The sequence below is a fragment of the Bacillus sp. JJ1122 genome, from assembly GCF_036964885.1.
Lineage (GTDB): Bacteria > Bacillota > Bacilli > Bacillales > Cytobacillaceae > Mesobacillus.
Map to the genome: position 1 here is coordinate 17,156 of NZ_JBALQL010000037.1, position 25,469 is coordinate 42,624.

Annotated in this window: 27 protein-coding genes; all 27 read left to right on the forward strand. The window is 41.2% G+C overall.

The genetic code is table 11. The features are described from left to right. Positions 1 to 436: 436 nt before the first annotated feature. The 27 genes from V7201_RS19720 (at position 437) to V7201_RS19850 (ending at position 25,315) form a co-directional block, all read left to right on the forward strand. Entirely contained in the window at positions 437 to 1,276 is an 840-nt protein-coding gene (locus tag V7201_RS19720; protein WP_335378477.1) for a DegV family protein, read from the forward strand. Between the two features lie 319 nt (positions 1,277 to 1,595). Next, complete coding sequence (locus V7201_RS19725; RefSeq protein ID WP_438825084.1) at positions 1,596 to 3,092, forward strand: DEAD/DEAH box helicase; 1,497 nt, start codon at positions 1,596 to 1,598, stop codon at positions 3,090 to 3,092. Positions 3,093 to 3,262: 170 nt separating this feature from the next. Further along, positions 3,263 to 3,805 (forward strand): ComF family protein, encoded by a 543-nt coding sequence (locus V7201_RS19730; RefSeq protein ID WP_335378525.1) that lies wholly within the window; start codon positions 3,263 to 3,265, stop codon positions 3,803 to 3,805. A 33-nt stretch (positions 3,806 to 3,838) separates the two neighbouring features. After that, positions 3,839 to 4,243, forward strand: a complete 405-nt coding sequence (locus V7201_RS19735; RefSeq protein ID WP_335378478.1) for a TIGR03826 family flagellar region protein — start codon at positions 3,839 to 3,841, stop codon at positions 4,241 to 4,243. Between the two features lie 98 nt (positions 4,244 to 4,341). Beyond that, entirely contained in the window at positions 4,342 to 4,605 is a 264-nt protein-coding gene (gene flgM, locus V7201_RS19740) for a flagellar biosynthesis anti-sigma factor FlgM (RefSeq protein ID WP_335378479.1), read from the forward strand. A 15-nt stretch (positions 4,606 to 4,620) separates the two neighbouring features. Continuing rightward, a complete protein-coding gene (locus V7201_RS19745) occupies positions 4,621 to 5,070 on the forward strand; it encodes a flagellar protein FlgN (RefSeq protein ID WP_335378480.1) in 450 nt (149 codons plus the stop codon). 24 nt (positions 5,071 to 5,094) lie between these two features. After that, positions 5,095 to 6,648, forward strand: a complete 1,554-nt coding sequence (gene flgK / locus V7201_RS19750) for a flagellar hook-associated protein FlgK (RefSeq protein WP_335378481.1) — start codon at positions 5,095 to 5,097, stop codon at positions 6,646 to 6,648. A gap of 11 nt (positions 6,649 to 6,659) precedes the next feature. Continuing rightward, on the forward strand, positions 6,660 to 7,550 hold the full coding sequence (flgL, locus tag V7201_RS19755; RefSeq protein ID WP_335378482.1) for a flagellar hook-associated protein FlgL: 891 nt from the start codon (positions 6,660 to 6,662) through the stop codon (positions 7,548 to 7,550). A 60-nt stretch (positions 7,551 to 7,610) separates the two neighbouring features. Next, positions 7,611 to 8,165, forward strand: coding sequence for a DUF6470 family protein (locus V7201_RS19760; RefSeq protein WP_335378483.1), 555 nt, complete (start codon positions 7,611 to 7,613; stop codon positions 8,163 to 8,165). Positions 8,166 to 8,178: 13 nt separating this feature from the next. Further along, positions 8,179 to 8,628 carry a flagellar assembly protein FliW gene (gene fliW / locus V7201_RS19765; RefSeq protein ID WP_335378484.1) on the forward strand — a complete coding sequence of 150 codons (450 nt, stop codon included), beginning with the start codon at positions 8,179 to 8,181 and terminating at the stop codon, positions 8,626 to 8,628. A 7-nt stretch (positions 8,629 to 8,635) separates the two neighbouring features. Then, positions 8,636 to 8,857: a carbon storage regulator CsrA gene (gene csrA / locus V7201_RS19770; RefSeq protein WP_335378485.1), complete on the forward strand. Its 222-nt coding sequence runs from the start codon at positions 8,636 to 8,638 to the stop codon at positions 8,855 to 8,857. Positions 8,858 to 9,004: 147 nt separating this feature from the next. Further along, on the forward strand, positions 9,005 to 9,814 hold the full coding sequence (gene hag / locus V7201_RS19775; RefSeq protein WP_335378486.1) for a flagellin Hag: 810 nt from the start codon (positions 9,005 to 9,007) through the stop codon (positions 9,812 to 9,814). 76 nt (positions 9,815 to 9,890) lie between these two features. Beyond that, positions 9,891 to 11,648: a motility associated factor glycosyltransferase family protein gene (locus tag V7201_RS19780; RefSeq protein ID WP_335378487.1), complete on the forward strand. Its 1,758-nt coding sequence runs from the start codon at positions 9,891 to 9,893 to the stop codon at positions 11,646 to 11,648. A 23-nt stretch (positions 11,649 to 11,671) separates the two neighbouring features. Continuing rightward, the gene (locus V7201_RS19785; protein WP_335378488.1) at positions 11,672 to 12,022 is read left to right on the forward strand and encodes a hypothetical protein; all 351 of its coding nucleotides are present in this window, start codon (positions 11,672 to 11,674) and stop codon (positions 12,020 to 12,022) included. Further along, positions 12,019 to 13,290 (forward strand): motility associated factor glycosyltransferase family protein, encoded by a 1,272-nt coding sequence (locus V7201_RS19790; protein WP_335378489.1) that lies wholly within the window; start codon positions 12,019 to 12,021, stop codon positions 13,288 to 13,290. The genes V7201_RS19785 and V7201_RS19790 overlap by 4 nt, the downstream gene beginning before the upstream one ends. A 403-nt stretch (positions 13,291 to 13,693) precedes the next feature. Then, positions 13,694 to 16,048, forward strand: a complete 2,355-nt coding sequence (locus V7201_RS19795) for a hypothetical protein (protein ID WP_335378490.1) — start codon at positions 13,694 to 13,696, stop codon at positions 16,046 to 16,048. Next, a complete protein-coding gene (locus V7201_RS19800; RefSeq protein ID WP_335378491.1) occupies positions 16,045 to 16,341 on the forward strand; it encodes an EscU/YscU/HrcU family type III secretion system export apparatus switch protein in 297 nt (98 codons plus the stop codon). Before V7201_RS19795 ends, V7201_RS19800 begins: the two co-directional genes overlap by 4 nt. A gap of 50 nt (positions 16,342 to 16,391) precedes the next feature. After that, complete coding sequence (gene fliS, locus V7201_RS19805) at positions 16,392 to 16,820, forward strand: flagellar export chaperone FliS (RefSeq protein WP_335378492.1); 429 nt, start codon at positions 16,392 to 16,394, stop codon at positions 16,818 to 16,820. Between the two features lie 21 nt (positions 16,821 to 16,841). Further along, on the forward strand, positions 16,842 to 19,310 hold the full coding sequence (locus V7201_RS19810; protein ID WP_335378493.1) for a flagellin: 2,469 nt from the start codon (positions 16,842 to 16,844) through the stop codon (positions 19,308 to 19,310). Positions 19,311 to 19,406: 96 nt separating this feature from the next. After that, complete coding sequence (locus V7201_RS19815; protein WP_335378494.1) at positions 19,407 to 19,844, forward strand: YaaR family protein; 438 nt, start codon at positions 19,407 to 19,409, stop codon at positions 19,842 to 19,844. A 107-nt stretch (positions 19,845 to 19,951) separates the two neighbouring features. Then, a complete protein-coding gene (gene flaG, locus V7201_RS19820; protein WP_335378495.1) occupies positions 19,952 to 20,323 on the forward strand; it encodes a flagellar protein FlaG in 372 nt (123 codons plus the stop codon). A 17-nt stretch (positions 20,324 to 20,340) separates the two neighbouring features. Next, positions 20,341 to 22,446, forward strand: coding sequence for a flagellar filament capping protein FliD (gene fliD, locus V7201_RS19825; protein ID WP_335378496.1), 2,106 nt, complete (start codon positions 20,341 to 20,343; stop codon positions 22,444 to 22,446). A 33-nt stretch (positions 22,447 to 22,479) separates the two neighbouring features. Then, positions 22,480 to 22,881: a flagellar export chaperone FliS gene (gene fliS / locus V7201_RS19830; protein ID WP_335378497.1), complete on the forward strand. Its 402-nt coding sequence runs from the start codon at positions 22,480 to 22,482 to the stop codon at positions 22,879 to 22,881. Beyond that, the gene (locus V7201_RS19835) at positions 22,881 to 23,222 is read left to right on the forward strand and encodes a flagellar protein FliT (protein WP_335378498.1); all 342 of its coding nucleotides are present in this window, start codon (positions 22,881 to 22,883) and stop codon (positions 23,220 to 23,222) included. Before fliS (V7201_RS19830) ends, V7201_RS19835 begins: the two co-directional genes overlap by 1 nt. Before the next feature lie 8 nt (positions 23,223 to 23,230). Beyond that, positions 23,231 to 23,614: a hypothetical protein gene (locus V7201_RS19840; protein ID WP_335378499.1), complete on the forward strand. Its 384-nt coding sequence runs from the start codon at positions 23,231 to 23,233 to the stop codon at positions 23,612 to 23,614. 174 nt (positions 23,615 to 23,788) lie between these two features. Continuing rightward, positions 23,789 to 24,334, forward strand: coding sequence for a ribosome hibernation-promoting factor, HPF/YfiA family (gene hpf / locus V7201_RS19845; protein ID WP_335378500.1), 546 nt, complete (start codon positions 23,789 to 23,791; stop codon positions 24,332 to 24,334). 138 nt (positions 24,335 to 24,472) lie between these two features. Next, positions 24,473 to 25,315: a DUF1028 domain-containing protein gene (locus tag V7201_RS19850; RefSeq protein WP_335378501.1), complete on the forward strand. Its 843-nt coding sequence runs from the start codon at positions 24,473 to 24,475 to the stop codon at positions 25,313 to 25,315. Positions 25,316 to 25,469: the final 154 nt, after the last annotated feature.

Below are 25,469 nucleotides of genomic sequence, written 5' to 3' on the forward strand. Positions count from 1 at the left end.
CCATTCAGAATGGAAAACTATCGGCGAGTGGTTTTGATAAAGGCTATAACGACCATTCGGGTTGTAAAACTTCCGGCGAACGGTTCTAATAAAGGCTATAACGACCATTCAGTTTGGAAAACTCCCGGTGAATGGTTCTAATAAAGGCTATAATGACCATTCAGAAGAGAAGAAGACGGGCGATTGGTTATAAGAATTATACAAAAGTGAAAAAGAGAAGAAACTTATGAGGAAGACTTCCAAACAATGAAGTAATGAATAAGGTCTTCTGTTTTTAGTATGGCCAAAATGCAATTTGAGATTTGAAAAGAGACGGTTATATTAAATTTCTATGAACTTACGAAAAGAACCATCCGAAAGAATGCATTTTAGTTCATGTTCATATAAAATGGGGATTGTACATACGTAGAGAAAAACTTAAGGATGGTATTTTTTTATGAAGACAGCAGTTGTCACGGATAGTACGGCGTACATCCCGAAGGAATTGCGAGAGAAATGGAATATCCACATGATTCCGTTAAGCGTGATTTTTAGTAATGAAACCTATCGTGAAGAAGTAGATATCAGCGCAGAAGCGTTTTATGAAGAAGTTAAGAACCGAGATTTGCCGACAACGTCCCAGCCGCCGATCGGCGAATTCGTCGAGCTTTTTGAAAAATTGTCAAATGATTATGATGAAGTTGTTAGCATCCATCTGTCAAGCGGGATCAGCGGCACGTATCAGGGAGCGATCACCGCTAGAACGATGGTCGATGGAATAAAAGTGTATGCCTTTGATTCAGAAATCAGCTGCATGGTCCAGGGCTTTTATGCTTTGGAAGCGGCAGAGATGGCTGAACAGGGCAAGAGCGGCGAAGAAATCATCGCGAGGCTTGGCGAAATGAAGCACTCCATTCGGGCCTACTTTATGGTCGATGACCTGAGTCACCTTCAGCGTGGAGGCCGTTTGTCGAGTGCGCAGGCATTTATTGGGAGTTTGCTGCAGGTAAAACCGTTGCTGCACTTTGAAGACAAAAGAATCGTTCCTTTTGAAAAGGTTCGTACCCGCAAGAAGGCATTGAACAGGGTCGTTGAACTGCTTGCTGAGGATGCTGGAAGCGGGGAACAGTATCGTGCGGCCATTATCCACGCAAACAGGGAAGCAGAAGCCCTTGAGTGGAAAAAAGAACTTGAAACACAATTTCCCAACGTCGAATTCATGTTGAGCTACTTTGGTCCTGTCATAGGCACCCATTTGGGCGAAGGCTCGATGGGTATGGGTTGGTATAAGAAGTAATGCAGGGACAGAGTTTACACCATTAGATTTAGCGCCATTTCCAGAATGTTTATTTGGAATGGCGTTTTTCCGTCTTAATCCTCCAAACTTTTCCGTAATTTAACCTTCATATTTTACTAATCCACAGATTTATCCCGGTTATCAACAAAACCACCCACTTACTAACAGGTATTTCGAGTCTGAAATAAACTTATCCCCAACAGTAACCGCTAACATTCTCGTTTTTGCCAATTTTGATTAAGTTATAAACAAATTAACCCACATAATCCACAGAAAAACAGTGTTATCCACATTGAAATCCACAGGAGATGTGATTAAGTTGAGATTTTCGCTGAAAAACGGCAAGTTAATCCCCAAAACGAATCATTTTGAAAAAGAAGAAACCTACCCAATCATCAAGATTCCTGAAATTCCTCTCGTACCGCTGAACCCTTCATTCACAGTTAATCCACAATTACAAAAAATGCTGGCTGGAAAACAGCTACTGCTTGAGGACCTTCCATTTTTAAAAGAAGAAATTCAGGAGCATTATGATAACGGGTATGTAACCTATCTTAAAGGCATCGAAGTGGAGAAAAAGCAGGTGAAATGTATGAGGTGCGGAACGAGTGATCCCAGTTGGTTTGCGGAGTTCCCATGTGCGCGCTGCGGTGAACAGGATGTGTATTGCCGCAAATGTTTAATGATGGGGAGGGTGAGCGGGTGCACCCCGCTTGTCAGCTGGATCGGTGATGGTCCGAAGTTTCCTGTGGATAACCACCCGCTTCATTGGGATGGTCAATTATCCGCGGGACAAGCGACTGCTTCACAGCGTGTGGTAGAAGCGGTCGATTCCTCCTCGGAGCTTTTAGTGTGGGCAGTCTGTGGTGCAGGAAAAACGGAAGTTCTTTTTGCGGGAATTGCTAAGGCATTATCCACAGGGAAGCGTCTATGTCTTGCCACTCCTCGAACGGATGTGGTTCTCGAATTGACTCCACGATTGAAAAAGGTATTTCCCCACACCAAAATCGCCTCCTTATACGGCGGAAGTGAGGACCGTCATGAGTATGCACAAATTACAATCTCCACCACTCACCAGCTGCTACGATTTTACAAAGCCTTTGATGTCATCATTGTCGATGAAGTGGATGCTTTTCCTTATTCAATCGATGAAACCCTTCAATATGCTGTCCAGCAATCTAAAAAGCCCCAATCGTCACTCATATATCTAACAGCGACGCCAAGCCAGAAATGGCAGCGTGAATGCCGTTTAGGAAAAAGAGAGTTCGTGACGATTCCTGCCCGCTTTCACCGACATCCTTTGCCGGTTCCGAGATTTGAATGGTCTGGAAACTGGGAGAGGAAGCTATCCAGGGGCAAACTCCCATCCTACATCATGAAATGGATTGAAAACCGGTTAGCCAGCGGGAAACAAGTTCTCATTTTTGCCCCGAAAATCGCCTCAATGGAAAAAATCCTTCCGATTCTTCAAAAACTTAATCCACTAATAGAATCCGTTCACGCAGAGGACCCCAACAGAAAAGAAAAGGTCATGAAAATGCGCAACAAAGAAATGCCACTGTTATTAACTACGACGATTCTCGAGCGAGGCGTTACTTTTCCTAATATTGATGTAGCCGTAATTGGTTCTGAGGACCGGATTTTCACCGAAAGCGCACTCGTGCAAATTGCCGGGCGTGCCGGCAGAAGCTCTGATTACTCAACCGGAGATGTGACCTTTTTTCATTATGGTAAAACAGAAGCGATGGTCAGTGCCAGGAAGCAGATTATCATGATGAACAAGGAAGGAATCAGGAAAGGACTGATTGACCAATGAATTTCTGGGATGGTGATCACTGTCTGCTATGCCATGAGGAAATACAGCCGGAAGTTTCGTGGGGAAGTATTTTTGGGAAAGAGGAAAGAGCTAAGATCTGTGGAGAATGCTCACCAAAACTAGTGCCGACCCTTGGTGAGACGTGTTCGATTTGCGGGCGACCATTGGCTGTGTTGGAACCCGAGTACCGTCTCGGCAACGTGTGCCTCGATTGTAAGCGTTGGGAGGATGACGACAAGTGGAGCGGTAGCCTTGATAAGAACATATCCATGTTTAGCTACGACAATTTTACAAAAGAAGTGATTGCCAAATTTAAATTCCGCGGTGACTACATACTGGCGGAGCTTTTCGCTTCAGCGTTTCGAAAAGCATTGCTAGCTTTCCAATATGATTATATCGTTCCGATTCCGTTAAGTGAGGAGCGGCTGTACGAACGTGGATTCAATCAAGCGGAAGCGATCATTCGCACGGCAGGCTGCCAACCAACGCACCTGCTCTCGAGAATCCACACTGAAAAGCAGTCAAAGAAATCCCGCCACGAACGGATCCACCTCGAGCAGGTTTTCAAGGCTGAAACTCACCTTGATTTAAGAGGTAAAACTATTCTGCTTGTTGACGATATATATACTACAGGCTCAACACTAAGGCATGCAGCCAAGCTGTTAAAAGATCATGGGGCAGCTAAAGTCTATTCTTTAACTTTGGCGCGCTGATCCATTTAAGATAAAATTGAAGGAGGAAGGACTGTGGACCTTTCAAATTGCCCTGAATGCGGCGAAATTTATATAAAAAGTAAATTCCGAGATGTATGTGAAAAATGCTGGCGTGAGGGAGAGGCGGCATATGACACCGTCTATAAGTTTATGAGGAAGCGTGAAAACCGTGCTGCGACCATGCTTCAGGTGGTAGAAGCAACAGGAGTACCGGAGGCGTTGATCCTCAAATTCATTAAAAACGGGAAACTGCAAATCACCCAATTCCCAAATCTCGGTTATCCATGCGATAAATGCGGGAAGATTATCCGTACTGGAAAGCTTTGTGAAGGCTGTGCGAGTGAAATCCTCGAAGACTTAAAGAATCATGAACGCGATGAAGAATTTAAGCAAAAGATGAATAGTCATAAAGCCACTTATTTTACAAGGAATAAATAAGCCGAAAGTCTATATTTTACATTTAGGCTAAAGGTAAAGAGGATATATCCGATAGTAAAGATATACAATCCTGAACTGTTTGAAAGCGAGGGGTATTCATGAAAATCAATAATTTTGGAACACATAGAATCAATCCGTATAACCGTCAAATGAATAAATTGGATGAATTGAAAAAAGCTGAAAAACCAGTGGATAAGGTGGAGATTTCTTTAACAGCAAAAGCGATGCAGCAGCTTTCCGATGTGGAACAGCAGCGTGCTAAGAAGGTTGAAGAGCTGAAGATCCAGGTGGAGAATGGCACTTACAAACCAAATCCTCAGGAAATAGCAAAAAGCATTGCTAATTTCTACTCCAAAAAGTAAGGCTGGGAAAAGCAAATGAACATTCAGCAACTGATTGAAAGTCTGGCCAAGCTTTTGAAGCTGCATAAAAGCCTATTTGAACTGGCGATTAGGAAGACAGGGATTCTGGAAGCGGAGGATGTACCTTCACTTACTGAACTTTTAAAGGAAGAGCAGGCGCACATCCTTGCGATTGAAAAAGTGGAAGCGGAGCGGAGCAGGATTGCAGGGAATACGGCATTAAGTGAGCTTTTGGCAATTTTTCCTGATGAGGAACGGGAGACTTTAGCAGGAATCAGTTCCGAACTGAAGGATGTAATGGCAAAGATCAAGGAGCAGAATGCATTGAATCAGCACCTGATCACGCAGTCGCTGAAATTCATTTCTTTTTCCATGAGCCTTGTAACACCGCCACAGGACGACTACAATTACGGTCCAAATGAGACAGGCAGGACGGAAAAGGGTCTGTTCAATTCAAAAGCGTAAATTTCACACTGGAGGAAGTCTTACATGCGTTCGACCTTTATGGGATTAGAAACAGCACGCCGCGGGATGTTCACGCAACAGACTGCGCTACATACGACAGGCCACAATATTTCAAATGCCAATACGCCTGGCTACACAAGGCAAAGAATTAACTTTGCACAAACAGAGCCATATCCATCTGCTTCCATCAACCGGCCTAATATTCCTGGCCAGGTTGGTACAGGAGTAAAAGCTGAATCGGTTCAGCGGATTCGCGAAAGTTTTCTTGATATCCAATATCGCGGTGAAACCAATAAATTGGGTTACTCCTCATCCAGGGCAGCCGCTTTTGACCAGCTGGAGCAAATCATGAATGAGCCGTCTGATTCTGGACTTGCCAATACGATGGACCAGTTCTGGCAATCGCTTCAGGATTTGGCAGTCAATCCGAATAATCCAGGAGCAAGGTCAGTAGTACGGCAGCGTGGGATTGCGATGTCAGATACCTTTAATTTTCTTCATAATTCATTAGTCGCCGTGCAGAAGGATATTGGCAACGAAATTAATATAACCGTAGATAAGGTGAACTCTTTAGTGAAGCAAATTCACGCAATCAATGGCCAAATCGGAGACGTAGAGCCGCACGGCTATTTGCCGAATGACCTGTATGATGAGCGAGACCGTTTAATTGATGAGTTATCCTCACTCGTGAATATCAAGGTGGATTATGTTGGATCGGGTGGAAATCCCCATTCAGCAGCCGAAGGGAAAGCGGTGATCAAGCTAGTCAGCGACAGTGGAAAACAGCATGCGCTGCTAGTGGGGAATGCCGGCTACAATGAAGTAGAAGTCCATAAGGATGGCGTCGATGGTTCAGTGAAAACCATTTCCGCAGGCGATACAGATATAAACTTTAATGACCTGCAATCAAGCGGAAAGCTTAAAGGTCTAATCGAATCCTTTACTTATGAAAATGGGGAAGGCAACGCAACCGGAGTTTATGCTGATATGCTAAAAGAGCTGGATAACCTTGCATACACTTTTGCAAAGGAATTCAATGCTGTACACCAATCAGGCTTGAGCCCGAATGAGATTAGTAATCAAAAGACCGAAGAGATTTCCTTTTTTACAGATTCTGAATCAGGGGATATCACAAATCGAACAGGATTTGCTGGCAGAATCGCTGTTGATGGAAAGATCCTTGAAAGTCTTGATAATATTGCCACTGCTGCAGGCGGAGATCCTGCAGCAGCTACCCTGGGCGACAGTACCAATGTGAATAACATGGCAAATGTTTTTACGAAAAAAATGGATTATAACAATAGCTCAGAAGCTTCAGATTTCCGTAATTACTATGAAGGTGTGATTGGCAGGATGGCTGTCCAGTCACAGGAAGCAACCCGAATGACAACCAATAGCCAGACGCTGCAGCAAGCTGTCGATAACAAGCGCCAGTCTGTAAGTTCGGTTTCACTGGATGAAGAAATGACGAATATGATCCAGTTCCAGCATGCTTACAATGCGTCAGCAAGGATGATTTCGCTACAGGATGAACTCCTTGATAAAATCATCAATGGCATGGGAACAGGCGGAAGGTAGGGGTGAAATAAATGCGGATCACACAATCGATGCTTTCCTCCGACTCGCTTAGAAACTTAAGCGAAAGCTACCGGAGAATGGGGAAATATGAGGACCAGCTCGCAACTGGTAAAAAAATCAATAAGCCTTCAGATGACCCGGTTGTAGCGATGAAGGGTATGTATTACCGTTCAAATTTAACTGAAGTAGAACAATATAAGCGTAATCTTTCAGAGCTGTATCTGTGGATGGATAATTCCGAGGCTGGGATTGACCAGGCTAACAGCGCCTTGCAGCGGATTCGTGAGCTGACAATCCAAGGGCAGAATGATACGAACAGCCCGGATGACCGTAAGGCGATTGCCCGTGAGATTGACCAGCTCAAGCAAAGTCTTGTCGCCACAGCAAACACGCAGGTCAGCGGCAGATATATATTCCATGGTACAGACGTCATGAAACCGACTGTTCCTCAGGATAATCCAATTAAGGTAGCAGCGAATCTGTATGATGCAGAAATCAATACCTACCAGGTTGAAGTATCGCGCGGCGTTTTTATGAAGGCAAATGCTAATCCCGCTAATGTATTCAATCAGGAAATGTTTGATACCGTCCAGAATATCCAGGATCAACTCGAGAGTGCAGATCCTAAACAGCTAGACAAATTGCTGGACGATCTTGATAATGTCATGAAAACATTATCTGGTGAACGCTCTGATCTCGGTGCACGCTACAATCGGCTAGAAACCGTCGAAAACCGCCTTGGCCAGCAGGAAGTCTTGGCGTCTCGAGTACTCTCCGATAATGAAGATGCCGACATCGAACGTGTCATTATGGATCTGAAATCGCAGGAAAGCGTTCACCGCGCAGCGTTGAGTGTCGGTGCGCGAATCATCCAGCCGACATTGATGGATTTCTTAAGATAATTTAACTAAAGCCTTATCAAGCTATTTGATAAGGCTTTTCTCTTAGTTTGGAGGATACCTATGAATATACCGCAAATACGTATGGAATCTACTTTTGCTAAAATAGGAATTGAAACAAGCCCTGGAAATATGGAAATCGAGCAGCGGCCTGCTGAGATGAGTATTGAGCAGCCAAAGGCGGAAATGTTCATTGACCGGAGACCGCCCCGATTAACGATCGATCAAACAAAGGCATTTGAAGATGTCCAGCTGAAAAGTGTGTTTCGGATGACAGAGGATGCTGCGCAAGCCGGTTATCAGCAAGCGATGGAAACGATATCAAACATATCTCAAGAAGGCGATGAGCTGATGATGATTGAATATGGCTTTTCAGCCCTCCCAGCACAAGCCCAGAGGAATAGCGAAACCCCACAGGCTGATATCAACATCGGCTGGATTCCATCCCATAACAGTGTCAAAATTAATTATGACCCCGGCGAAACAAATATTCGCTGGAACACACGCCCGGTCAATATAGACGTAAGACCAAATAAGCCGATGATTAATTACAATCCAGGCAAAACCAATATCTATCTGCAACAGAAAAACTCACTGAACATCGATTTTGAATTCTAAAGGAGACTTTTAGATGAAGCTTAATACGAAATATCATAATGAAGTTGAAATACAAGAATCGGAAGTTTTGCATTTTGAAAAAGGAATTCCTGGATTTCCGGATGAAAAGAAATTTGTCATACTGCCCTTGAATGAGGACGGATCTTTTTCTGTTATGCAATCAGTTGGAATGGAAGGACTGGCATTAGTCATAGTTAACCCGTTTGATTTTTTCAAAGACTATGATTTCCAGTTAGAAGATTCAGTTGTCGAGGAGCTCGTGCTTACATCTGACAAGGATGTTTTGGTTTACTCAATTCTTACGGTAGAAGATCCCTTTGAAAAAACAACTGCAAATTTGCAGGCACCAGTGATTATTAACAAGTCAAATAACAAAGCCAAACAAGTCATCCTAGTGGATGAAAAATACAAGACAAAGCACAATCTGTTCGGAAAAACTCACCTGCAAAAGGTAAAGGGGTGAGATTTAGATGTTAGTTTTAACACGCAAAAACGGTGAAACTATTAAAATTGGCGATGACATCGAAATTACCGTCGTGTCATCTAAAAATGATCAGGTTAAAATCGGGATTAAAGCACCTAAAAATATTGAAATCCTGCGGAAAGAAATTTATGAACAAATTCAAGAGGAAAACCAGCAGGCATCAAAAGATATCTCAAGCTTGCTTGGAAGTTTAAAGGCTCTAAAATAAAAATTTTTTATTAAAACTATTAAACAAACAAAGCCTACAGACGATAAATTAATTGTAAGGGAAAATAAGGGCGGCCGACCTTATCTACTCGAACCAATTTAACGGTTCACAAGGATGTGGACCATACATTCAAGGAGGAAAATTATAATGAGAATTAATCACAATATTGCTGCTCTTAATACTTATCGTCAATTGAACAGTGCAACAGGTGCTCAAGGTAAGTCAATGGAGAAGTTATCTTCAGGGCTTCGCATTAACCGTGCTGGTGATGATGCAGCAGGTCTTTCAATTTCTGAAAAAATGCGTGGGCAAATCCGTGGTTTAGAGCAGGCTTCTCGTAACTCACAAGATGGAATCTCATTGATCCAGACAGCAGAAGGCGCACTAAACGAAACTCATTCAATCCTACAACGTATGCGTGAATTATCAGTGCAAGCAGCTAACGACACTAACGTAAGTGCTGACCGTACTGCAATTAAAAATGAAATTAATCAATTAGCATCTGAAATCACACGTATTGCGGATCAAACTGAATTCAACACTCAGAAGTTAATCAAAGCAACTGGAACATACAACTTCCAAGTAGGCGCAAACTCTGGTCAGAAAATTACTTTGACAATTAAAACTATGAATTCTACTTCTCTTTCAGTTAATGCTTTATCAGTTAGCAGTACAACAGGTGCTTCTGCATCCATTACTAAAATTGAGGCTGCTTTAAGAACAGTGTCTTCTGAGCGCTCAAAGCTTGGTGCATACCAAAACCGTTTAGAACATACAATCAATAATCTAGATACTAGCTCTGAAAACTTAACAGCTGCTGAGTCTCGTGTTAGAGATGTTGATATGGCTAAAGAAATGATGGCTCAAACTAAGAATTCTATTCTAGCACAAGCATCACAAGCAATGTTAGCTCAAGCTAACCAACAGCCGCAAGGTGTACTTCAGTTATTAAGATAATTTTTTGACCATTAAAGGCAACCATTTACTGGTTGCCTTTTTTGATAATATTATTATAAGTGAGGTCTATTCTAAGATGGATTTTCAACAAGAATTTAATCAATCATTTGATATTGTGAATTGTAAAATACCTAATCAACAAACTTTAAGAGTTAATGGGTTTTTTCTTCATAGTCAATATGACCCTATTAAAGAAGCTAAAAAAAATGTTGATAGAAACTACAAGAGGAACCATCTCCATATCTTAATCGGAATAGGCGCAGGGTATATAGCTGATGAATTATTAAGTAAATTTTTTGAATCAGATCATTTACTAATTATTGAACCAAATATAGAAATAGTTAATGCTATGATAAACAAAGGTTGTTATAAAAAAGCATTTAACAATAAGCAAGTTTCACTTTTAATTGGGGAAAACATTTCAAATATTGATGTAATAACATCTAATTTAATTAGAGAATATGTAGGGAGAATGATCATAATTGAATCTCCTAATTTTAATAAAGTTTATCCCGATACATTTAATTATGTGGTAGGTAAAATTAAAGATATGTCAAATACAGAAATAATTAACTTGAATACAACCATTCAATTTGCAGAAATATGGCAGGAGAATTTTTTAATAAATATAAAACAAGCCTTAAATTCAATCCCTATTAGATCTTTACATAATAAGCTAACATGCCCAGCAATAATCGTTTCAGGAGGTCCTTCTTTAACCAAGCAATTACCAGTTTTAAAAGAAATTATTGAAAAAGATTTAGCGTTAGTGATTTGTGCTGGATCAACAATTAATTCTTTATTAAAATACGATATTAAACCACATATTATTGTTTCTATAGATGGTGGAGAGGGAAATGCTTTTCACTTTAAGGATATGGATATTTCTGATATACCGTTATTTTATTCTCTAAATGTTCATCCTCTAATACCAAGAAACCATAAAGGGCTAAAAATTGTTTTTAAAACTGAAGGAGATGGGCTGGATTCTTGGGTAAGTAATAATTTAATGGACATCGGTGTTGTAAAGGGCGGGGCTACTGTGTCTAACTTTAGCTTGGATATTGCTAGGAAATTAACTAGTGGGTCTATCTGCGTTATAGGCCAAGATTTAGCTTATACGAATAATGAAACTCATGCAGCAGGAAATAAAAATTTAACCTCAAATGAATTACAAGAAACACTTAAATCCAGAGAAATGATACCTATTAAAGGTTATTACGGTGAAGAAGTTTTTACAGATTACAGTCTATTGACAATGAAATACAATTTTGAGCAATATATACGGTATGTTGTTGAGGATTTTGATAATAGAAAGTTTTTTAACGCAACCGAAGGTGGTGCTTATATTGAGGAATTTGAAAATATTACTTTTAAAGAATTTCGTCAATCTTTTGCAAATAAGAGCTACCATCAGGAATTAAATAGTTTATTTGAAAATGCTTCATTAATCAAAGAAACGATATCTCTAAAAGATTTTAAAAAAGGGATACAAGCAGAAATAACTAAGTTATCAAAAATTGAAGATATATGTATATCAGGCTTGAAAAGATTGAGAAAAGTAAAAAAGAGTGATTATGAATTTTCAAGTAATGATATAAATTTTTTAAATGAAATTGATTTGAAGTTACAAAAGCTACTGCAGGATAATTTTATGGTATATATGTTTGAATTTGTGTTAATTAAATTTAATAAAAATTACAATAATACCGATCGGAATAGCAAAGAAAATAAATTGATATTTGATAAATCAACATACTTATATGAAAATATATTAAAGGTTCTTATTAAATCTAAACCATGGTTGAATGAGTTATTTGATCAGGTAAAATAAATAATTAAATGGAAGGGAAATATATGAAAAAAATAATAAATGAAACACTTCAGTCCTTGAAAGACTATATACCCAAGTTGTTGAATGCAAATGAACAGATAACTGAATTACTACAGACAGATAATGAAATTGAAGCCTTTAACTTGTTTTTGCCTGTAATAGAAGGACTAGAATGGGTTGCAGAGGCATTAAACAGTATGCAAAAGCTCCAACAAATTGAGGGGTTTGATACGAGTGGTATCAATAATATTTTGCAAGAAGTAAACAAAGCTCTGGAAATAAGAGATTTTGTATTGATTGCAGACTTGTTTGAATATGAAATTAACCCTATACTTCTTAATTGGTTTAATAAGGTAAGTGAAATTATAGAATGATTTCTTGGAAGATTAAAGAAACAAACACTAAACCAACCCTTTTAGTAAATAAACTACAAGGCGAATATTTTCTTTACAGTAAGTTTGATCCAAAGAAAGAAATTGACCGATGGGTTTCAAATTTGAATCTGGAAAATGAAGAAAATAGTAAGATTGTAATTATAGGTTTAGGTTTAGGGTATCACATTGATGCCATCATAAAAAAATACCCCAATAAAAATATTATAGTATGGGAATTAAATAAAGATTATTATAAGTGGGTAATGTCATTTAATGAAATTAAAAGCTTATTGCTAAAAAATGATAATTTGGAGATTAATTGTTTTAGTGATTATGATACTTCTTATTATAAAATTCTAAAGGATATTACAGAAAATAATAATGAAATAATAGTTATTAAGCAGCTTCTTGAACTGGTCCCTGAAAGTTTACGTGAGTTAAAGGACATTTTGCTAAACTACGAAGTTAATAAGCGTGTTATTAAAAATCGAAAGCCAGAACTAATAAATAATTTTCATGAGAATGCGGCATTACTTGACTCCGGGATAAATGAATGGAAAACCCAATACGAAAATCGAACGATGATATTGATTTCAGCAGGTCCATCGTTAACTAAACAGCTCCCTCTATTATATGAAATCAGAAATGGAACTAACGTGGTTATTGGTTGTGTTGGAACAGCATTAAGTCCATTGCTATTAGCCAATATCAAGCCGGATTTTATAATGATTTCAGATCCAAAAGATAACATTGCTGAGCAATTCAGACACATAAAAACTGAAGATATTCCTTTATTATATTTATCAACTTCTAATCCTTTTGCTGTGAAATCATATAAAGGCCCAAGGTTTATTGTATGGCAAAAAGGATTTGACTTGGCCGAAATTGAAGCAAAAAAAAGATCCGAGCCTTTAATAGCCACAGGTGGCTCAGTAGCTACTTGCCTATTAGATTTAATGGTGCAAATGAAACCTAAATCTTTGGCATTAGTTGGGGCCGACCTCGCCTATACTCACAATAAGAGCCATGCAGAAAATACCCATGGATATAAAGGGAGACTAAATGGCGCTTTTTTATCAGTGGATAATTACTATTTAAATGGTAGGGTAAAAACACCTAGGAATCTCTTAATCTACTTAAAATGGTTTGAAAATTATATACTAAGAACTAATTCCCAGACTATACTGTGGAATTGCACAGAAGGGGGAGCTTATATAAATGGCTGGGTACATAAAAGTTTGCATGAATATAAAGCGAACTATCTATAAACGAAGTCAATATATTTCCCTGATGGTCTATATGGTAATTTTAAGTTGATATACTCATCGTACTGGATCACATACTATGTCAATGAGTAATAACTCCCTACTCAACAGGAACCGTTAAATAAAATAAAAAGAAAATAGGAGTATCTTATTTAAAGATTTCCCGTAACAATATCAACTTAGTATCAATAATGCATTCGATGCCCAATGGCAACGAGTGCTTTTTTTTGTAGCAGCTCAACTACTTGTTCCCAATTTATTAGCCTTATTTTCTTTTTTTACTAATAAATCACCTACTTCGCTTTCTTACATTGATACTCCTCAAAAATTGGCATATGTTCTCATTTAAAAAAATAATTAATTGCCGATAAAAATACTAGACATGAAATGTACGGAGTGTGTAAATATGCAAATTACGAATCAGATGGTCTCAAAACAGATGAATGATAGACAAGCTCGTATCTCTACGGGAGATGTTGGTCCGGTTGTTATTAAGGATCGGCTTAGTGGGAATACGGCGAATGTGCTATTTAAGGGTCATGAATTCAGCGCGGAGTTTGAGGGGACAGTTCCATCTGCGGACCGGATGCTTGCAGAGGTTGTCGGTACGCCTGAAAAAGGGAAGCTTATTTTGAAGGAAGCCTCTTCTGTTGCGGTCGCTAAGTCTACAGATACTCAGTCATACGATGCCCGTCTCGCAAAAGCAGGAATCGACCCGAACAATCCAGATTTAAAGAGTGCTTTAAAAATCTTCGATGCGAAGGGGATTTTGTTAAAAAACGAGGACCTGGTCACTTTGCAAAAGTTCATGACGGAAACACCGGGAACGATCTCGGAAAAATTAGAAACGGTTAATGTTTTAGCGCAAAAGAATTTGCCGGTTACTTCGACTCACTTGAATGCGATCCATACGGCGTTGCATGGGTCCGATTTGAAGGATGCTTTAGGTGAATTGGCTGGAGAGATTAAGTTCGATGCTCGGGGTTCACAACTCAATTCATCCACGGATCTTCAAGCAAATTCAGCATCAAAAAATATCGAGCAAATTTTACAGCAAGTAAAAAACGGAGATTATTCTCCAAAGGACATTGAAGCTCTTCTCCGCCGTCTCGATTCGAGCAATAGTCCAGAAATGGAACAAGTAAAGCAGGAAATTGCAAAAGCTCTGCAGATTCATGTCGCAGGAACGGAACGAATCAAGCAAGGAGCAAATGCGCAGGCAATCGCTGACGGGCAAAAACTAAAGAAAATAGCGGCTGCCAAATTAAGAGAATCACTTGAACTTTTATCAGCGCAGCTGAAAAATAGACCGGAAAACAATTCACCTGATGAAAATCTATTGAGGCTTCATTCCCTTTTAAAGAACGTTCAAAAAGAAGCATCTTTAACCAAAGTACTTGATTTGATCGGGAAGGCAATCAATGAGTTCACACCTAATACGAATATAGATTTGACACTATTAAAAGCTTCTTTCGAGAAGGCGTCCCAACTGGCCGACCAGGGCCGTGAGCTCGCTGCTCGCAAGGTGCTGGCAGAAGCAGTGAACCAGTTGGAAAAAGAGCATCCTTCGCTGCAAAAAAGCGGGGAGCAGCTGAGCTTAACGGAGGCTGAACAATACGCGATCAATGAATCGTTGCAATCTTTGTCTTTGCAATCGAAGTCGATATTGGTAACGGAAATCACCAAGAAGCTGTCGCAGCTGGCGATTGATTTTAAAAAGGTAAAGCAGGAAATCACGAAAGGTCTTGATCACGTTTCATTGATGCTCGATAAAGGCGGGAGCAAGGTCAATGCTAATCAGACGCTTGATGCTGCGATCAATAAGCTGGATAACGCTATCCTGAAAGGCAATTTCATGCTCTATACCGACATGCTGACCGAGAAGAAAATGCTGAATGCCAGCTCGCGTCTAGCGGAAGCGCGCAATCTGCTTGCAAAGGGTGATTTTTCCCAGGCGAGCCTGATTGTAAAAGAGGTAAAAACAACCCTTGATCAAATCATCTATAAACCATCCAATACAAGAGTGCAGCACTTCGTTTCTGAACAGAGCCTGCTGAATTCCCCTAAAACATTGGAGGAACAGCTGGCTTATGGTGTTAGACAAGCAGTAAGGCCGATGCCTGATCAGGATTATTCTGCGCGCCAGGTGTTCGAATCATTGAAGCGACTCGGTCTGACGCATGAAAATGACGCAGCGAACAGCCTTGTATTCGGGTCGAAGGGTGAACAAGATGATTTGAATCAGAACCTGAAAGCAAAGCTGATCCAGATGGCTAGGGATTCAGAAGGCCATCCAAAAGTGGAGCAGGCACTGGCGAACATCACTGGCCAGCAACTGTTAAATAAACAGGATGCATCCGGTATGCAGAATTTGTTTATGCAAATGCCTTTCCTTCTGAATCAGAATATGGAAAATATCAAGGTTTTCATTAATTCGCAGAAATCCGGAGACAAAATCGACTGGGAGAACTGCAGCCTGTATTTCGTTTTAGACTCGAAGAAGCTGGGCGAGGTGGGTATACATGTCACTGCGCAGAACCGGAACATCTCGATTACGTTTAATAGCAAAAAAGACGGGCTGGATCAGATGCTTGAGCCAATGACCGAGATTTCCAAAGAGCGCCTTCAGGAAATCGGGTACAAGCTGGAAGCACTTAAGGCTAAGAAGCCCTCGCAAGAAGCAGAAAAAGTAGCAACTGATCATCAAACTGCAAAATTAACCCCTGCTTTCACAGAGAAAGGGTACAATTTTACGATATGAATAATTTATATTTTAACCAGAAAAGCAGAAGGCAACTCAATGGTCCCTCTGCTGCCGTGATCAAGTATGATGACGACCTAAGCAAGTCTCCGACAATCGTGGCGCAGGGCTCAGGTGCGGTTGCCCAGAAGATCATTGACCTAGCGAAGAAAAATAATGTCCATCTGCAAGAAGACTCCTCCTTGCTGCAAAACTTGCTGGACATCGATTTGGGTGATTCAGTGCCGCCACAGCTGTATGGAGTCATTGCCGAGATTTTCATCCTGCTCGAGGAATTGGAAAAAAACTATTAAATATCGGGCTGTTTTACCGATAGAATCTATAGTTACCAAGATGGAGGTATATGATGGAAGCGTTATCGAAGGACGTCATCTTCAAGAAAAGTCCACAGGAACTGACGGCTCTCCTATACGAAGGGATCATTGATAACCTGGAGCAGGCGATTGAGCTCATCCAGGATATGGACTACATGAATGCAAACGTGAAACTGCAGCGTACGAATGATATTTTACATAGACTTGGTGTAGGGCTGAAATATGAAGCGGGACCGATTGGCCAGCAGCTGGACCTTCTTTATAATTACATGGCTGATCAGGTCATCATGGCAAACATCAAGAAAGATGCTTCCATTTTAAGAGACATGATCACTCTGATTGAGCCAATCGCACAGGCATGGAACGATGTTCTTAAGAAAAAAGTGAATGTCTCTCAATCCAATACTGTCCGCAAGGTGTCAGCCTATGAAAATAGCATCATGAGAGTCCAAAACTAAGAGAAATAGAGGGAGAATAGAATGAGAATCAACCATAATATTTCTGCTTTGAACGCTTATCGCAACCTTGCGATCAATAATACCAATACAGCAAAAAGCCTTGAGAAACTATCCTCCGGCTTAAGAATAAATAAAGCTTCTGATGACGCCGCTGGTCTTGCCATTTCAGAAAAAATGCGCTCACAAATCCGCGGGTTGGAAATGGCAGAGAGGAACGCACTAGATGGAATTTCACTGATCCAGACAGCTGAAGGAGCACTTTCTTCTTCACATGAAATTTTACAGCGTATGCGCGAGCTTGCTGTACAGGCAGCGAATGATTCGTATACTGACACAGACCGTGCTGAAATCCAGAAGGAGATTAACCAGCTTACTTCTGAATTGAATCGGATCGGGAATTCAACGGAATTCAACAGTGCTTCGTTGTTGGATGGAAGCAGGAAAAATACTTTTGTGGCAAACGGCAAAGGATTTGCGAAGGGTGATTCACCATACAGTGATTCAGCGACTGGAATGATGCTGGCGATTGCTGATGGTGATGAACTAACGGTCGGCAAGCACAATGTGACGGTCACCCGTGCTTATGCTGGAACAGCGGAACCAGACCCAATCGTGCCTGCTGAGAATAGTTCGATTTTTGCTGGTGGAAGAGTCGAACCGACAACAGCAGTTGAAGCAGACGATTGGACGTTAACCTTCCAGGAGGGAAAGGATGCTGCTATCACGTCTGTGGAAGCGAACTCAACAGGTGTAGCGGTTCGTGTCGCAAATGGCGGGACGAACTTGACTGCCGGTACTCATAAAGTGGAAGTGAGTGCAGTGGAAGTTGGGGCTGCCTTCCCAGGAGGTGCTCCTAGTTATACAGTTCCGAAAGCGGAAGATGCGCAGGTTTCTACTAATACCGCGAATGGCAGCTTCACTTTTAGCGGTGACATTATTAATTACGATACCACATCCAACCTAATCGGATTGCCTGCAGTGAACTTAGGCGACACAATTACCCTGAAATATGATGGAACAGCGTTTGTTGTATCAGGCGGACCGATTACCAGTGAACTCTATACGCCAGGCACTGAGTTCAATCACCATGGCCTGAAGTTTACAATGGATGCAAAGGACTTTGCGGTTGACGAAGAAATCAGCTTCGTTATTCCTGGTGACAAGGGCACAATCGCGACTGAACCGAAGCCAGGCTTCAGCGGAAGCTTTACATTAGATCCAACACAGCCATTCACGGTCAATACGGAAGTGGGAACAGGGAGCTGGACAATTGAAAAGGTGGCTGCAGGCTATCAGGTTTCTTTTGACGGAAGTGATAAAAACGGAAACCCGGCAAGGTTTACTGAAATCGTTGCCGAAAATGCGATTTATAACGAGCATGGTTTGAAATTCCAACTCGCATCATCTGACATGAACGACGGCGATAAAATTACTTTCGATACAACAGCAGCGAATAAAATGTATGACTTCACAATCGATGTGGATGGAACGAAGCATATTATTCCTGAAGTTATGGGAGCAGGTAATGCGGGATCAATCAGCAGTTCATATGCAGCTGCAGGTCTTGCACAATTCGAAGGCTTATCCCTTGATATTGCGAATTTGACGGAGGGCACGTTCAACTTCACAATCGATCCAGCTGTAGCAGATAAATTCAGCCTTGCCAGCAGCTCAGGAAAATCAGCAGACGTTGAAGTGGGCAAGCTTTTTGACGAATATGGTTTGCAGTTTGTTGTAGCGAACACAACCGGTTTGAGCAATGGCCAGGTGATTTCCTTCAGTACGGTTGATCCGGTAGACGGCTATTCCTATAGCGTCAGCCTAGATGGCAATGATCCTGTGGAGGTGGCTGTAAACCAGCCGGAAAATCAGCCAGCACAGGTGCTTGCGTTTGACGAAATTCCTGGACTGCAGCTGAATGCTTTCGATTTAAAAGAAGGATCATTCAGTTTTGAAATTGTGGAAACTGGGTCTGGAACAGATGGTTCACTCAACTTCCAGATTGGGGCAAACTCAGGACAGACTGTTACCTTAGAAGTGAATGACATGCGTGCTGCGGCTTTGGAAGTCAGCGCTGTTAAAGCGGGAGAAAATGTCATCACTTTGGCAAACGGCAAAGAACAAAAGGTTTGGTATACATCTGATCCAACAGTAAGCAATGGAGTTTCTGGAGAGAACACGGAATTTGCGGTTGATGTCTCGACTCATGAAAAAGCACAGGCAGCCATTTCGGTGTTTTCTGAAGCAATCCAGAAGGTATCTTCTGAACGTGCACGTCTCGGGGCCATCCAAAACCGTCTCGAACATACAGTGGATAACTTGAAAATCATGACTGAAAACGTGACATCCTCTGAATCTCGTATCCGCGATCTTGATATGGCGAAGGAAATGTCCAATTTCACAAAGAATAATATCCTTAACCAGGCGGCGCAGGCGATGCTTTCACAGGCAAACCAGATGCCTCAGGGAGTTCTTCAGTTGTTGAAATAATTTTTATAGGCGGGAGGCAGCAATTGCCTCTCCCTTTTTGTGAAGTTTTTCCGCTATAATAATAGATAGCTACTTTTTAAGAAAAGGTGTGAACCGATGGATATTCAGCGAGTCTCCAAAGCTTCTTTAACGAAGACAGGAATGAAGGAAGCTGTTGCAAAAGATTCAATTTCATTCAGCGAAGTCGTCAGCCAGCGCCGCACGGATGTTACGTTAGAACGTTTGAGCAGGAAAATGAAGGAGATCGAGGATCAGGGCAAGAAGCTTGTTGATACCCGGTCGGTCGAGAATCTAAAAAAATATAAGAAACTCGTAAAAGATTTCATGGAAGATGCCGTGAAGAATGGGCTTGAGCTGAAGGAACACCGCGGCTTTAATCAACGTGGTTCCTCCAAGATTTATAAGCTTGTAAAAGAAGTCGACAGCAAGCTGATCGATCTCACAAACACGGTACTCGATAAAGAAAAAACCGGAATCGACCTTTTAGGTCTTGTCGGCGAAATCCAGGGCATGTTGATCAATATCTATACGTAAAAGCTTTCTCATGTGAGGAGGCTTTTTATTTTTCACAAAATGTTAAAGAGTTGTGGCTGACAGGCCGATATAAACTATATAATATGCGCTTTTGAGGGGGCAATTTCATGCTTAACAGTCTCTCTTCGAATACAGCGAGTTCCTACATCTACGAAACGATCAAGACGAAAATTGACAGTATTGACAGCGGTTCACAGACCGCACCAGAACAGAATCCCGGACAAATTCCTGTAAAAGAAGAAGCTCAGACCTTTCCAAAAGAAAAAATGGAAGGGGTAGTAGAGGGCCTTAATAAGTTCCTCGAGCATAGCAATACCGCTTTGAAATTCCAATATCATGAAAAACTGAAGGAATACTATGTAACTCTTGTTGATGAAAAAACGAATGAAGTCGTCAGAGAAATCCCTCCAAAAAAAATGCTGGATTTCTACGCGGCAATGAATGAATTCCTTGGATTGATCGTGGATAAAAAGATTTAGAAGGCAGGTGCACAACTATGGTAAGAATCGGCGGCCTTGCAAGCGGCATGGACATCGACTCAATTGTCGGTGATTTGATGAAGGCAGAGCGAATGCCTGTAAATAAGCTAAAGCAAAGGAAGCAAGTCATTGAGTGGCGCAGGGATGATTATCGCGCAATGAACAATCTTTTTTTGGATTTCCGAAAAGAATTGACAACGATGAAACTGTCATCGACCTTTCGTGCCCGTACCACATCTTCAACGAACGATGCGCGTGTTTCAGCAACGGCTAACAGTTCTGCCAGCGAATCTTCATTTTCGATTTCCAGTGTAAAGCAATTAGCCAGTGCGGAAACGATTAAAAATACAGGATCCATCGCCGGATCGACTTTTGATAGCAATAAATCTTTGGTATCTCAAACCTTCTCTGCCGGTGTAACTTGGAGCACTGGTGTTGTAGAAAGTAAAACAGTTAAAACTACTGCAGATGGTACTACTGTTAATCTGGGATTAAGTGCGAGTGAAATAACCAACCTTGATGCTACTAAGCTGGCATCGTGGAGCGTTAAAGTAAATGGCAAGAGCTTTGAAGTGGTCACCGGAACTCCAGTTGCAGGAAAAGACCAGGTGCAATTTAATGCAGGCACAGGAGAGCTGATCTTCGGTAATACGATCTCTAAAGATAGCACGGTTGCTGTTGAGTATGTATCTAAAAACAAAACCGAGACTACATCGGCGATAACGAAAGACACTCAATCGTTGCAGCTTACGAATGGTGCTATAAATAATATAAACTCAATTAATTTGAAAATCGGTACAGCACCATCAGAACCGTTAACGGTTGGTGGGAATGCAGGAGACACATCAAGGCAGATTTTAAGAGGGTCAGTAGTGGTGGGTACCTTAGATACTCAAACTGGTAAAATCGATCTTACAAATGACATGCGTTCGATTGCTGGCTCCACAATGGACTCTGTTTCGTTTGAAGTCAATTATGACCAAAAATATACGGACTTTTCCGTTTCCTCCTATAAAACAGGAGGAGTTAAGGTAACGGAAAACTTCCTTGTAAAAGGATCAGAATCATTGAATCAGGTGATCAATGAGGTCAACTCATCGACTGCCGGTGTAACCATGTTTTATGATGATTTTACTAAAAGCATGACGATGACGAGAAAAGAAACTGGTGATTTCAATACTGCAGGCAATGAGATCGATTATAAAGGTGCTTTTATCGAAAACACGTTAAAGTTTGGTGCAAGCACATCTAGCAATGTCACGACTGTAGGTGCTAATGCAAAGTTCACCATAAACGGCTTAGATACTGAGCGAACCTCAAACACATTCGAAATGAATGGTGTGACTTTCACCTTAAAGCAAACGTTCAATAATGATCCTATTGCTGCTAATAACACTGATCCTGCTATCAGCGTTAACATTAACAATGACTCTACTAAAGTGTTCGAAAATATAGTGAAATTTGTTGACAAATATAACGAATTAATTGATAAAGTCCAAAAGAAAACATCTGAAACCTATTATAAGGACTACCAGCCCTTAACTGACGAACAGCGGGAGACATTAAGCGATAAGCAGCAGGAGCAATGGGAGGAAAAGTCCAAGATGGGTTTGTTGCGAAGGGATTCCATTTTAACCGGAGCTCTTTCCCAAATGCGCTCTAACTTCTATACACCTGTTGATAATGCCGAAGTCAGTCCGTTGTATAAGCAGCTTGCTAGCATTGGAATTACAACCACTGCGAATTATCTAGAAGGTGGAAAATTAACGATAAACGAAGCTGATTTAAAGAAAGCAATCGAAGAAGATCCTTTGTCAGTTGAAAGACTCTTTAATGCCTCAGGAACCACTGATGGTCAAAAAGGGATTGCACAAAGGCTCTATGATACTTCTAATTCGATCATGGATAAACTCAAAGCCAAAGCTGGAAATGCTTTTTCAACGAACCAGCAATTCAGTCTTGGTAAAGATTTGTTAAGTGTAGATAGCCAAATAAAAAGGTTTGAATCCCGTCTTACCCAAGTAGAAGACCGCTACTGGCGCCAGTTCACGGCAATGGAAAAAGCCATCCAGAAAGCGAACAGCCAGTCTGCCTATTTGATGCAGCAATTTAGCGGCGCTTAATAAAATGCCCTTTCACAAAAAGGAGAGTAAATCATGGCACTAAATAACCCATATCAGTCATACCAGCAATCTTCAGTTAACACGGCTTCCCCGGGGGAGCTGACGCTGATGTTATATAACGGATGCTTGAAGTTTATTAATCTTGCAAAGCATGCGATGGAGCAACAAGATATCCCGGCTAGAAATACCAATATCCTTAAAGTACAAAAGATTGTACAAGAGCTGATGGTCACTTTGAATATGGACTTGGAAGTTTCACAGAACATGATGTCGTTATACGATTATATGCATCGCCGTTTGATTGAGGCGAATATCAAGAATGACCAGGCGATTTTAGAGGAAGTGGAAGGCCTGGTTACAGAATTCCGTGATACGTGGAAGCAGGTCATCCAGTTGAACCGCCAGAAGCAATTTGCTGAGGGTGGCAAGGCGTAGTGGGTGCTGTCAGCCAATATTACGAGTTGACAGAGGAATTGATCCGAATATTATCGTCGGCTGAAGAACGTGACGGAAAAATCGCACAGGTGCAGTCGCTTTTGGATCAACGGGAAAGCTTGATGAAGGAAATGGCTGCCCCCTATACTCCAGATGAGGTGGAAACCGGTCAAAAATTAATCCAGCTGAACGCTAGGTTAATGCAGCTTTTACAAACGGAAAAAACTCTAATTCAAAAGGATATTAAAGATTTGCAGACTAAAAAAGAGTCGAATACGAAGTATGTCAATCCGTATCAAAACCTTTCCACAGACGGCATGTTCTACGACAAAAGAAATTAGGTGGATGGATGACAACCTTAAATGAAGAGAATTTCCACCTGGTCGTCCAATATGCTGGGCTGCTTGAGACGATCGAGGCAGCGTTTGTTCATATGTTTTTGTGTTTCGAGGAATTACGATTTGAAGAAGCGAAGGAGTTATGGGATGATATCCTCCTTGCTTTTTCACAGATTGATAGCTCGAATTCCATTATTCCTGAACAATTTGCGGATCAGCCTTCCCTTCTGGAGCGATTTGACCAATTTGAAGATGTCCTTGATGCTACGGAAGTGCTTGCATTCGAGGACGATCCCCTCCATATTGGACAAATTATTCAGGATAAAATTTTTTCGATTTTTTTGGTTTGGAAAAAGCAAATCGATCAAGAATTAAAACCTTATTATATCGTCTAACCGCCCCATTTCGGGCGGTTTTTCCATGTCTGGACAGGTTTTTACAAAATAACTACTATGTCGACATTAAAAATAGACATAAATTCGTCAAATCTTCTGACTGTTTTTGCAGGAGTTCTTTGGGGTAAAATAGAATTAGTAATACATAGTCATATCCCAAAGGAGGAGTCCACTATGAACTACAACATTCGTGGAGAAAACATTGAGGTAACTCCAGCAATCAGAGAGTATATTGAGAAAAAGGTTGCTAAGCTTGAGCGTTATTTTACGGAGTCACCCAATGCCAACGTAAGTGTGAACCTGAAAGTTTTCCAAGATAAAAAATCAAAAGTTGAAATTACAATTCCGATGAAGGACCTAGTGCTTCGCGCAGAGGAACTTCATGAAGATATGTATGCAGCGATCGATCTGATTACTGACAAATTGGAGCGCCAAATCCGCAAGCACAAAACAAAGGTAAACCGCAAGTTCCGTGATAAGGACAGCCTGAAAGACTTCGTTCCAATTTTCTCAGAAACTGAGCAATTTGAAGATGAAGACGATCTAGAAGTTGTCCGTACAAAGAGCTTCGACCTGAAGCCGATGGACAGCGAAGAAGCGATCCTGCAAATGAATATGCTTGGCCACAGCTTCTACGTGTTCACAAATGCTGAAACAAACCAGACAAACGTCGTTTACAAGCGTAATGACGGCCGTTATGGTCTGATTGAAGCTCAATAAGGCTATTTTCTTAAACAAGAAAACTAGCTATCCATCATAACATCGACCCACAGTCAGATTTTGGCTGTGGGTTTAATTTTGCCTTCAAAAGGAATTTATATACCGGTTGCCGAAATATTTTTATAGGAGGCGATACAAATGACATTTTCAATCGGAGGCTATGATCCCAAGGAAAAAGAATGGGGTATTGCAGTACAGTCCAAATTCCTCGGTGTCGGTGCCGTTGTGCCGTTCGCGAAGGCTGGAGTTGGGGCAGTTGCTACTCAGTCTTACGCAAACACTGCTTATGGCCCTCAGGCGCTAGAATTAATGGCTCAAGGCAAATCGGCAGAGGAAGTAATCGAGCTCATCACGAAGGACGATCAGGATAAAGAAATGCGCCAGGTTGGCTTGATTGATGCCGAGGGAAATGCTGCAACTTTTACAGGTACATATTGCTATGACTGGGCAGGCGGGATGGCCGGAAAGCATTTTGCTGCTCAGGGGAATATTTTAGTAGATGAGAAGACGGTTCAGGCCATGGCCAAAACCTTTGAAACAACGAAAGGTTCTTTGGCACACAGATTGCTAATGGCCCTGGATGCCGGGCAGCAGGCTGGAGGAGACAGCAGGGGCCAGCAGTCAGCCGCACTGCTTGTTGTAAAAGAAAATGGTGGCTATGGCGGCTACAACGATCGCTATATTGACTTGCGTGTCGATGACCACCCGGAACCTATCAAAGAACTGATCAGGATTTATGGGCTGCAACAGCTATATTTTGCAAAAGCGAAGCCGGAGAATGTCGTTGCCATTGAAGGCGATGTGAAGGCAGAAGTAGTTAGCCACCTTAAACGACTGGAATATTTAAAAGCCAATCCCGCTGATGATGAGGAGCTGCACAAAGCCCTGACAGCATACATCCACACAGAAAACTTCGAGGAAAGAGAGCAAGAGAAAGGCAAGATTGATCTGGAAGTATTAAGTTTCATGAAAAATCAATAAATTTTGGTCCCTCTGACATCAGGGGGATTTTTTTGTATCCGCTTAGAATTCCACCATTACGAGCCGCCTTTCTGCATAAGTTGTCACCCCATTGTGTAAGTGGTAAGATAGGAGGAGAAATATATCGAATTTTTCTAAAAGGGATTCGGTGCAT

Excerpts from the sequence above, each read along its gene's own strand:
- V7201_RS19720 (WP_335378477.1), top strand. The coding sequence starts at position 437 with ATGAAGACAGCAGTTGTCACGGATAGTACGGCGTACATCCCGAAGGAA.
- flgM (WP_335378479.1), top strand. The coding sequence starts at position 4,342 with ATGAAAATCAATAATTTTGGAACACATAGAATCAATCCGTATAACCGT.
- V7201_RS19745 (WP_335378480.1), top strand. The coding sequence starts at position 4,621 with ATGAACATTCAGCAACTGATTGAAAGTCTGGCCAAGCTTTTGAAGCTG.
- flgK (WP_335378481.1), top strand. The coding sequence starts at position 5,095 with ATGCGTTCGACCTTTATGGGATTAGAAACAGCACGCCGCGGGATGTTC.
- flgL (WP_335378482.1), top strand. The coding sequence starts at position 6,660 with ATGCGGATCACACAATCGATGCTTTCCTCCGACTCGCTTAGAAACTTA.
- V7201_RS19760 (WP_335378483.1), top strand. The coding sequence starts at position 7,611 with ATGAATATACCGCAAATACGTATGGAATCTACTTTTGCTAAAATAGGA.
- fliW (WP_335378484.1), top strand. The coding sequence starts at position 8,179 with ATGAAGCTTAATACGAAATATCATAATGAAGTTGAAATACAAGAATCG.
- csrA (WP_335378485.1), top strand. The coding sequence starts at position 8,636 with ATGTTAGTTTTAACACGCAAAAACGGTGAAACTATTAAAATTGGCGAT.
- hag (WP_335378486.1), top strand. The coding sequence starts at position 9,005 with ATGAGAATTAATCACAATATTGCTGCTCTTAATACTTATCGTCAATTG.
- V7201_RS19780 (WP_335378487.1), top strand. The coding sequence starts at position 9,891 with ATGGATTTTCAACAAGAATTTAATCAATCATTTGATATTGTGAATTGT.
- V7201_RS19785 (WP_335378488.1), top strand. The coding sequence starts at position 11,672 with ATGAAAAAAATAATAAATGAAACACTTCAGTCCTTGAAAGACTATATA.
- V7201_RS19790 (WP_335378489.1), top strand. The coding sequence starts at position 12,019 with ATGATTTCTTGGAAGATTAAAGAAACAAACACTAAACCAACCCTTTTA.
- V7201_RS19795 (WP_335378490.1), top strand. The coding sequence starts at position 13,694 with ATGCAAATTACGAATCAGATGGTCTCAAAACAGATGAATGATAGACAA.
- V7201_RS19800 (WP_335378491.1), top strand. The coding sequence starts at position 16,045 with ATGAATAATTTATATTTTAACCAGAAAAGCAGAAGGCAACTCAATGGT.
- fliS (WP_335378492.1), top strand. The coding sequence starts at position 16,392 with ATGATGGAAGCGTTATCGAAGGACGTCATCTTCAAGAAAAGTCCACAG.
- V7201_RS19810 (WP_335378493.1), top strand. The coding sequence starts at position 16,842 with ATGAGAATCAACCATAATATTTCTGCTTTGAACGCTTATCGCAACCTT.
- V7201_RS19815 (WP_335378494.1), top strand. The coding sequence starts at position 19,407 with ATGGATATTCAGCGAGTCTCCAAAGCTTCTTTAACGAAGACAGGAATG.
- flaG (WP_335378495.1), top strand. The coding sequence starts at position 19,952 with ATGCTTAACAGTCTCTCTTCGAATACAGCGAGTTCCTACATCTACGAA.
- fliD (WP_335378496.1), top strand. The coding sequence starts at position 20,341 with ATGGTAAGAATCGGCGGCCTTGCAAGCGGCATGGACATCGACTCAATT.
- fliS (WP_335378497.1), top strand. The coding sequence starts at position 22,480 with ATGGCACTAAATAACCCATATCAGTCATACCAGCAATCTTCAGTTAAC.
- V7201_RS19840 (WP_335378499.1), top strand. The coding sequence starts at position 23,231 with ATGACAACCTTAAATGAAGAGAATTTCCACCTGGTCGTCCAATATGCT.
- hpf (WP_335378500.1), top strand. The coding sequence starts at position 23,789 with ATGAACTACAACATTCGTGGAGAAAACATTGAGGTAACTCCAGCAATC.
- V7201_RS19850 (WP_335378501.1), top strand. The coding sequence starts at position 24,473 with ATGACATTTTCAATCGGAGGCTATGATCCCAAGGAAAAAGAATGGGGT.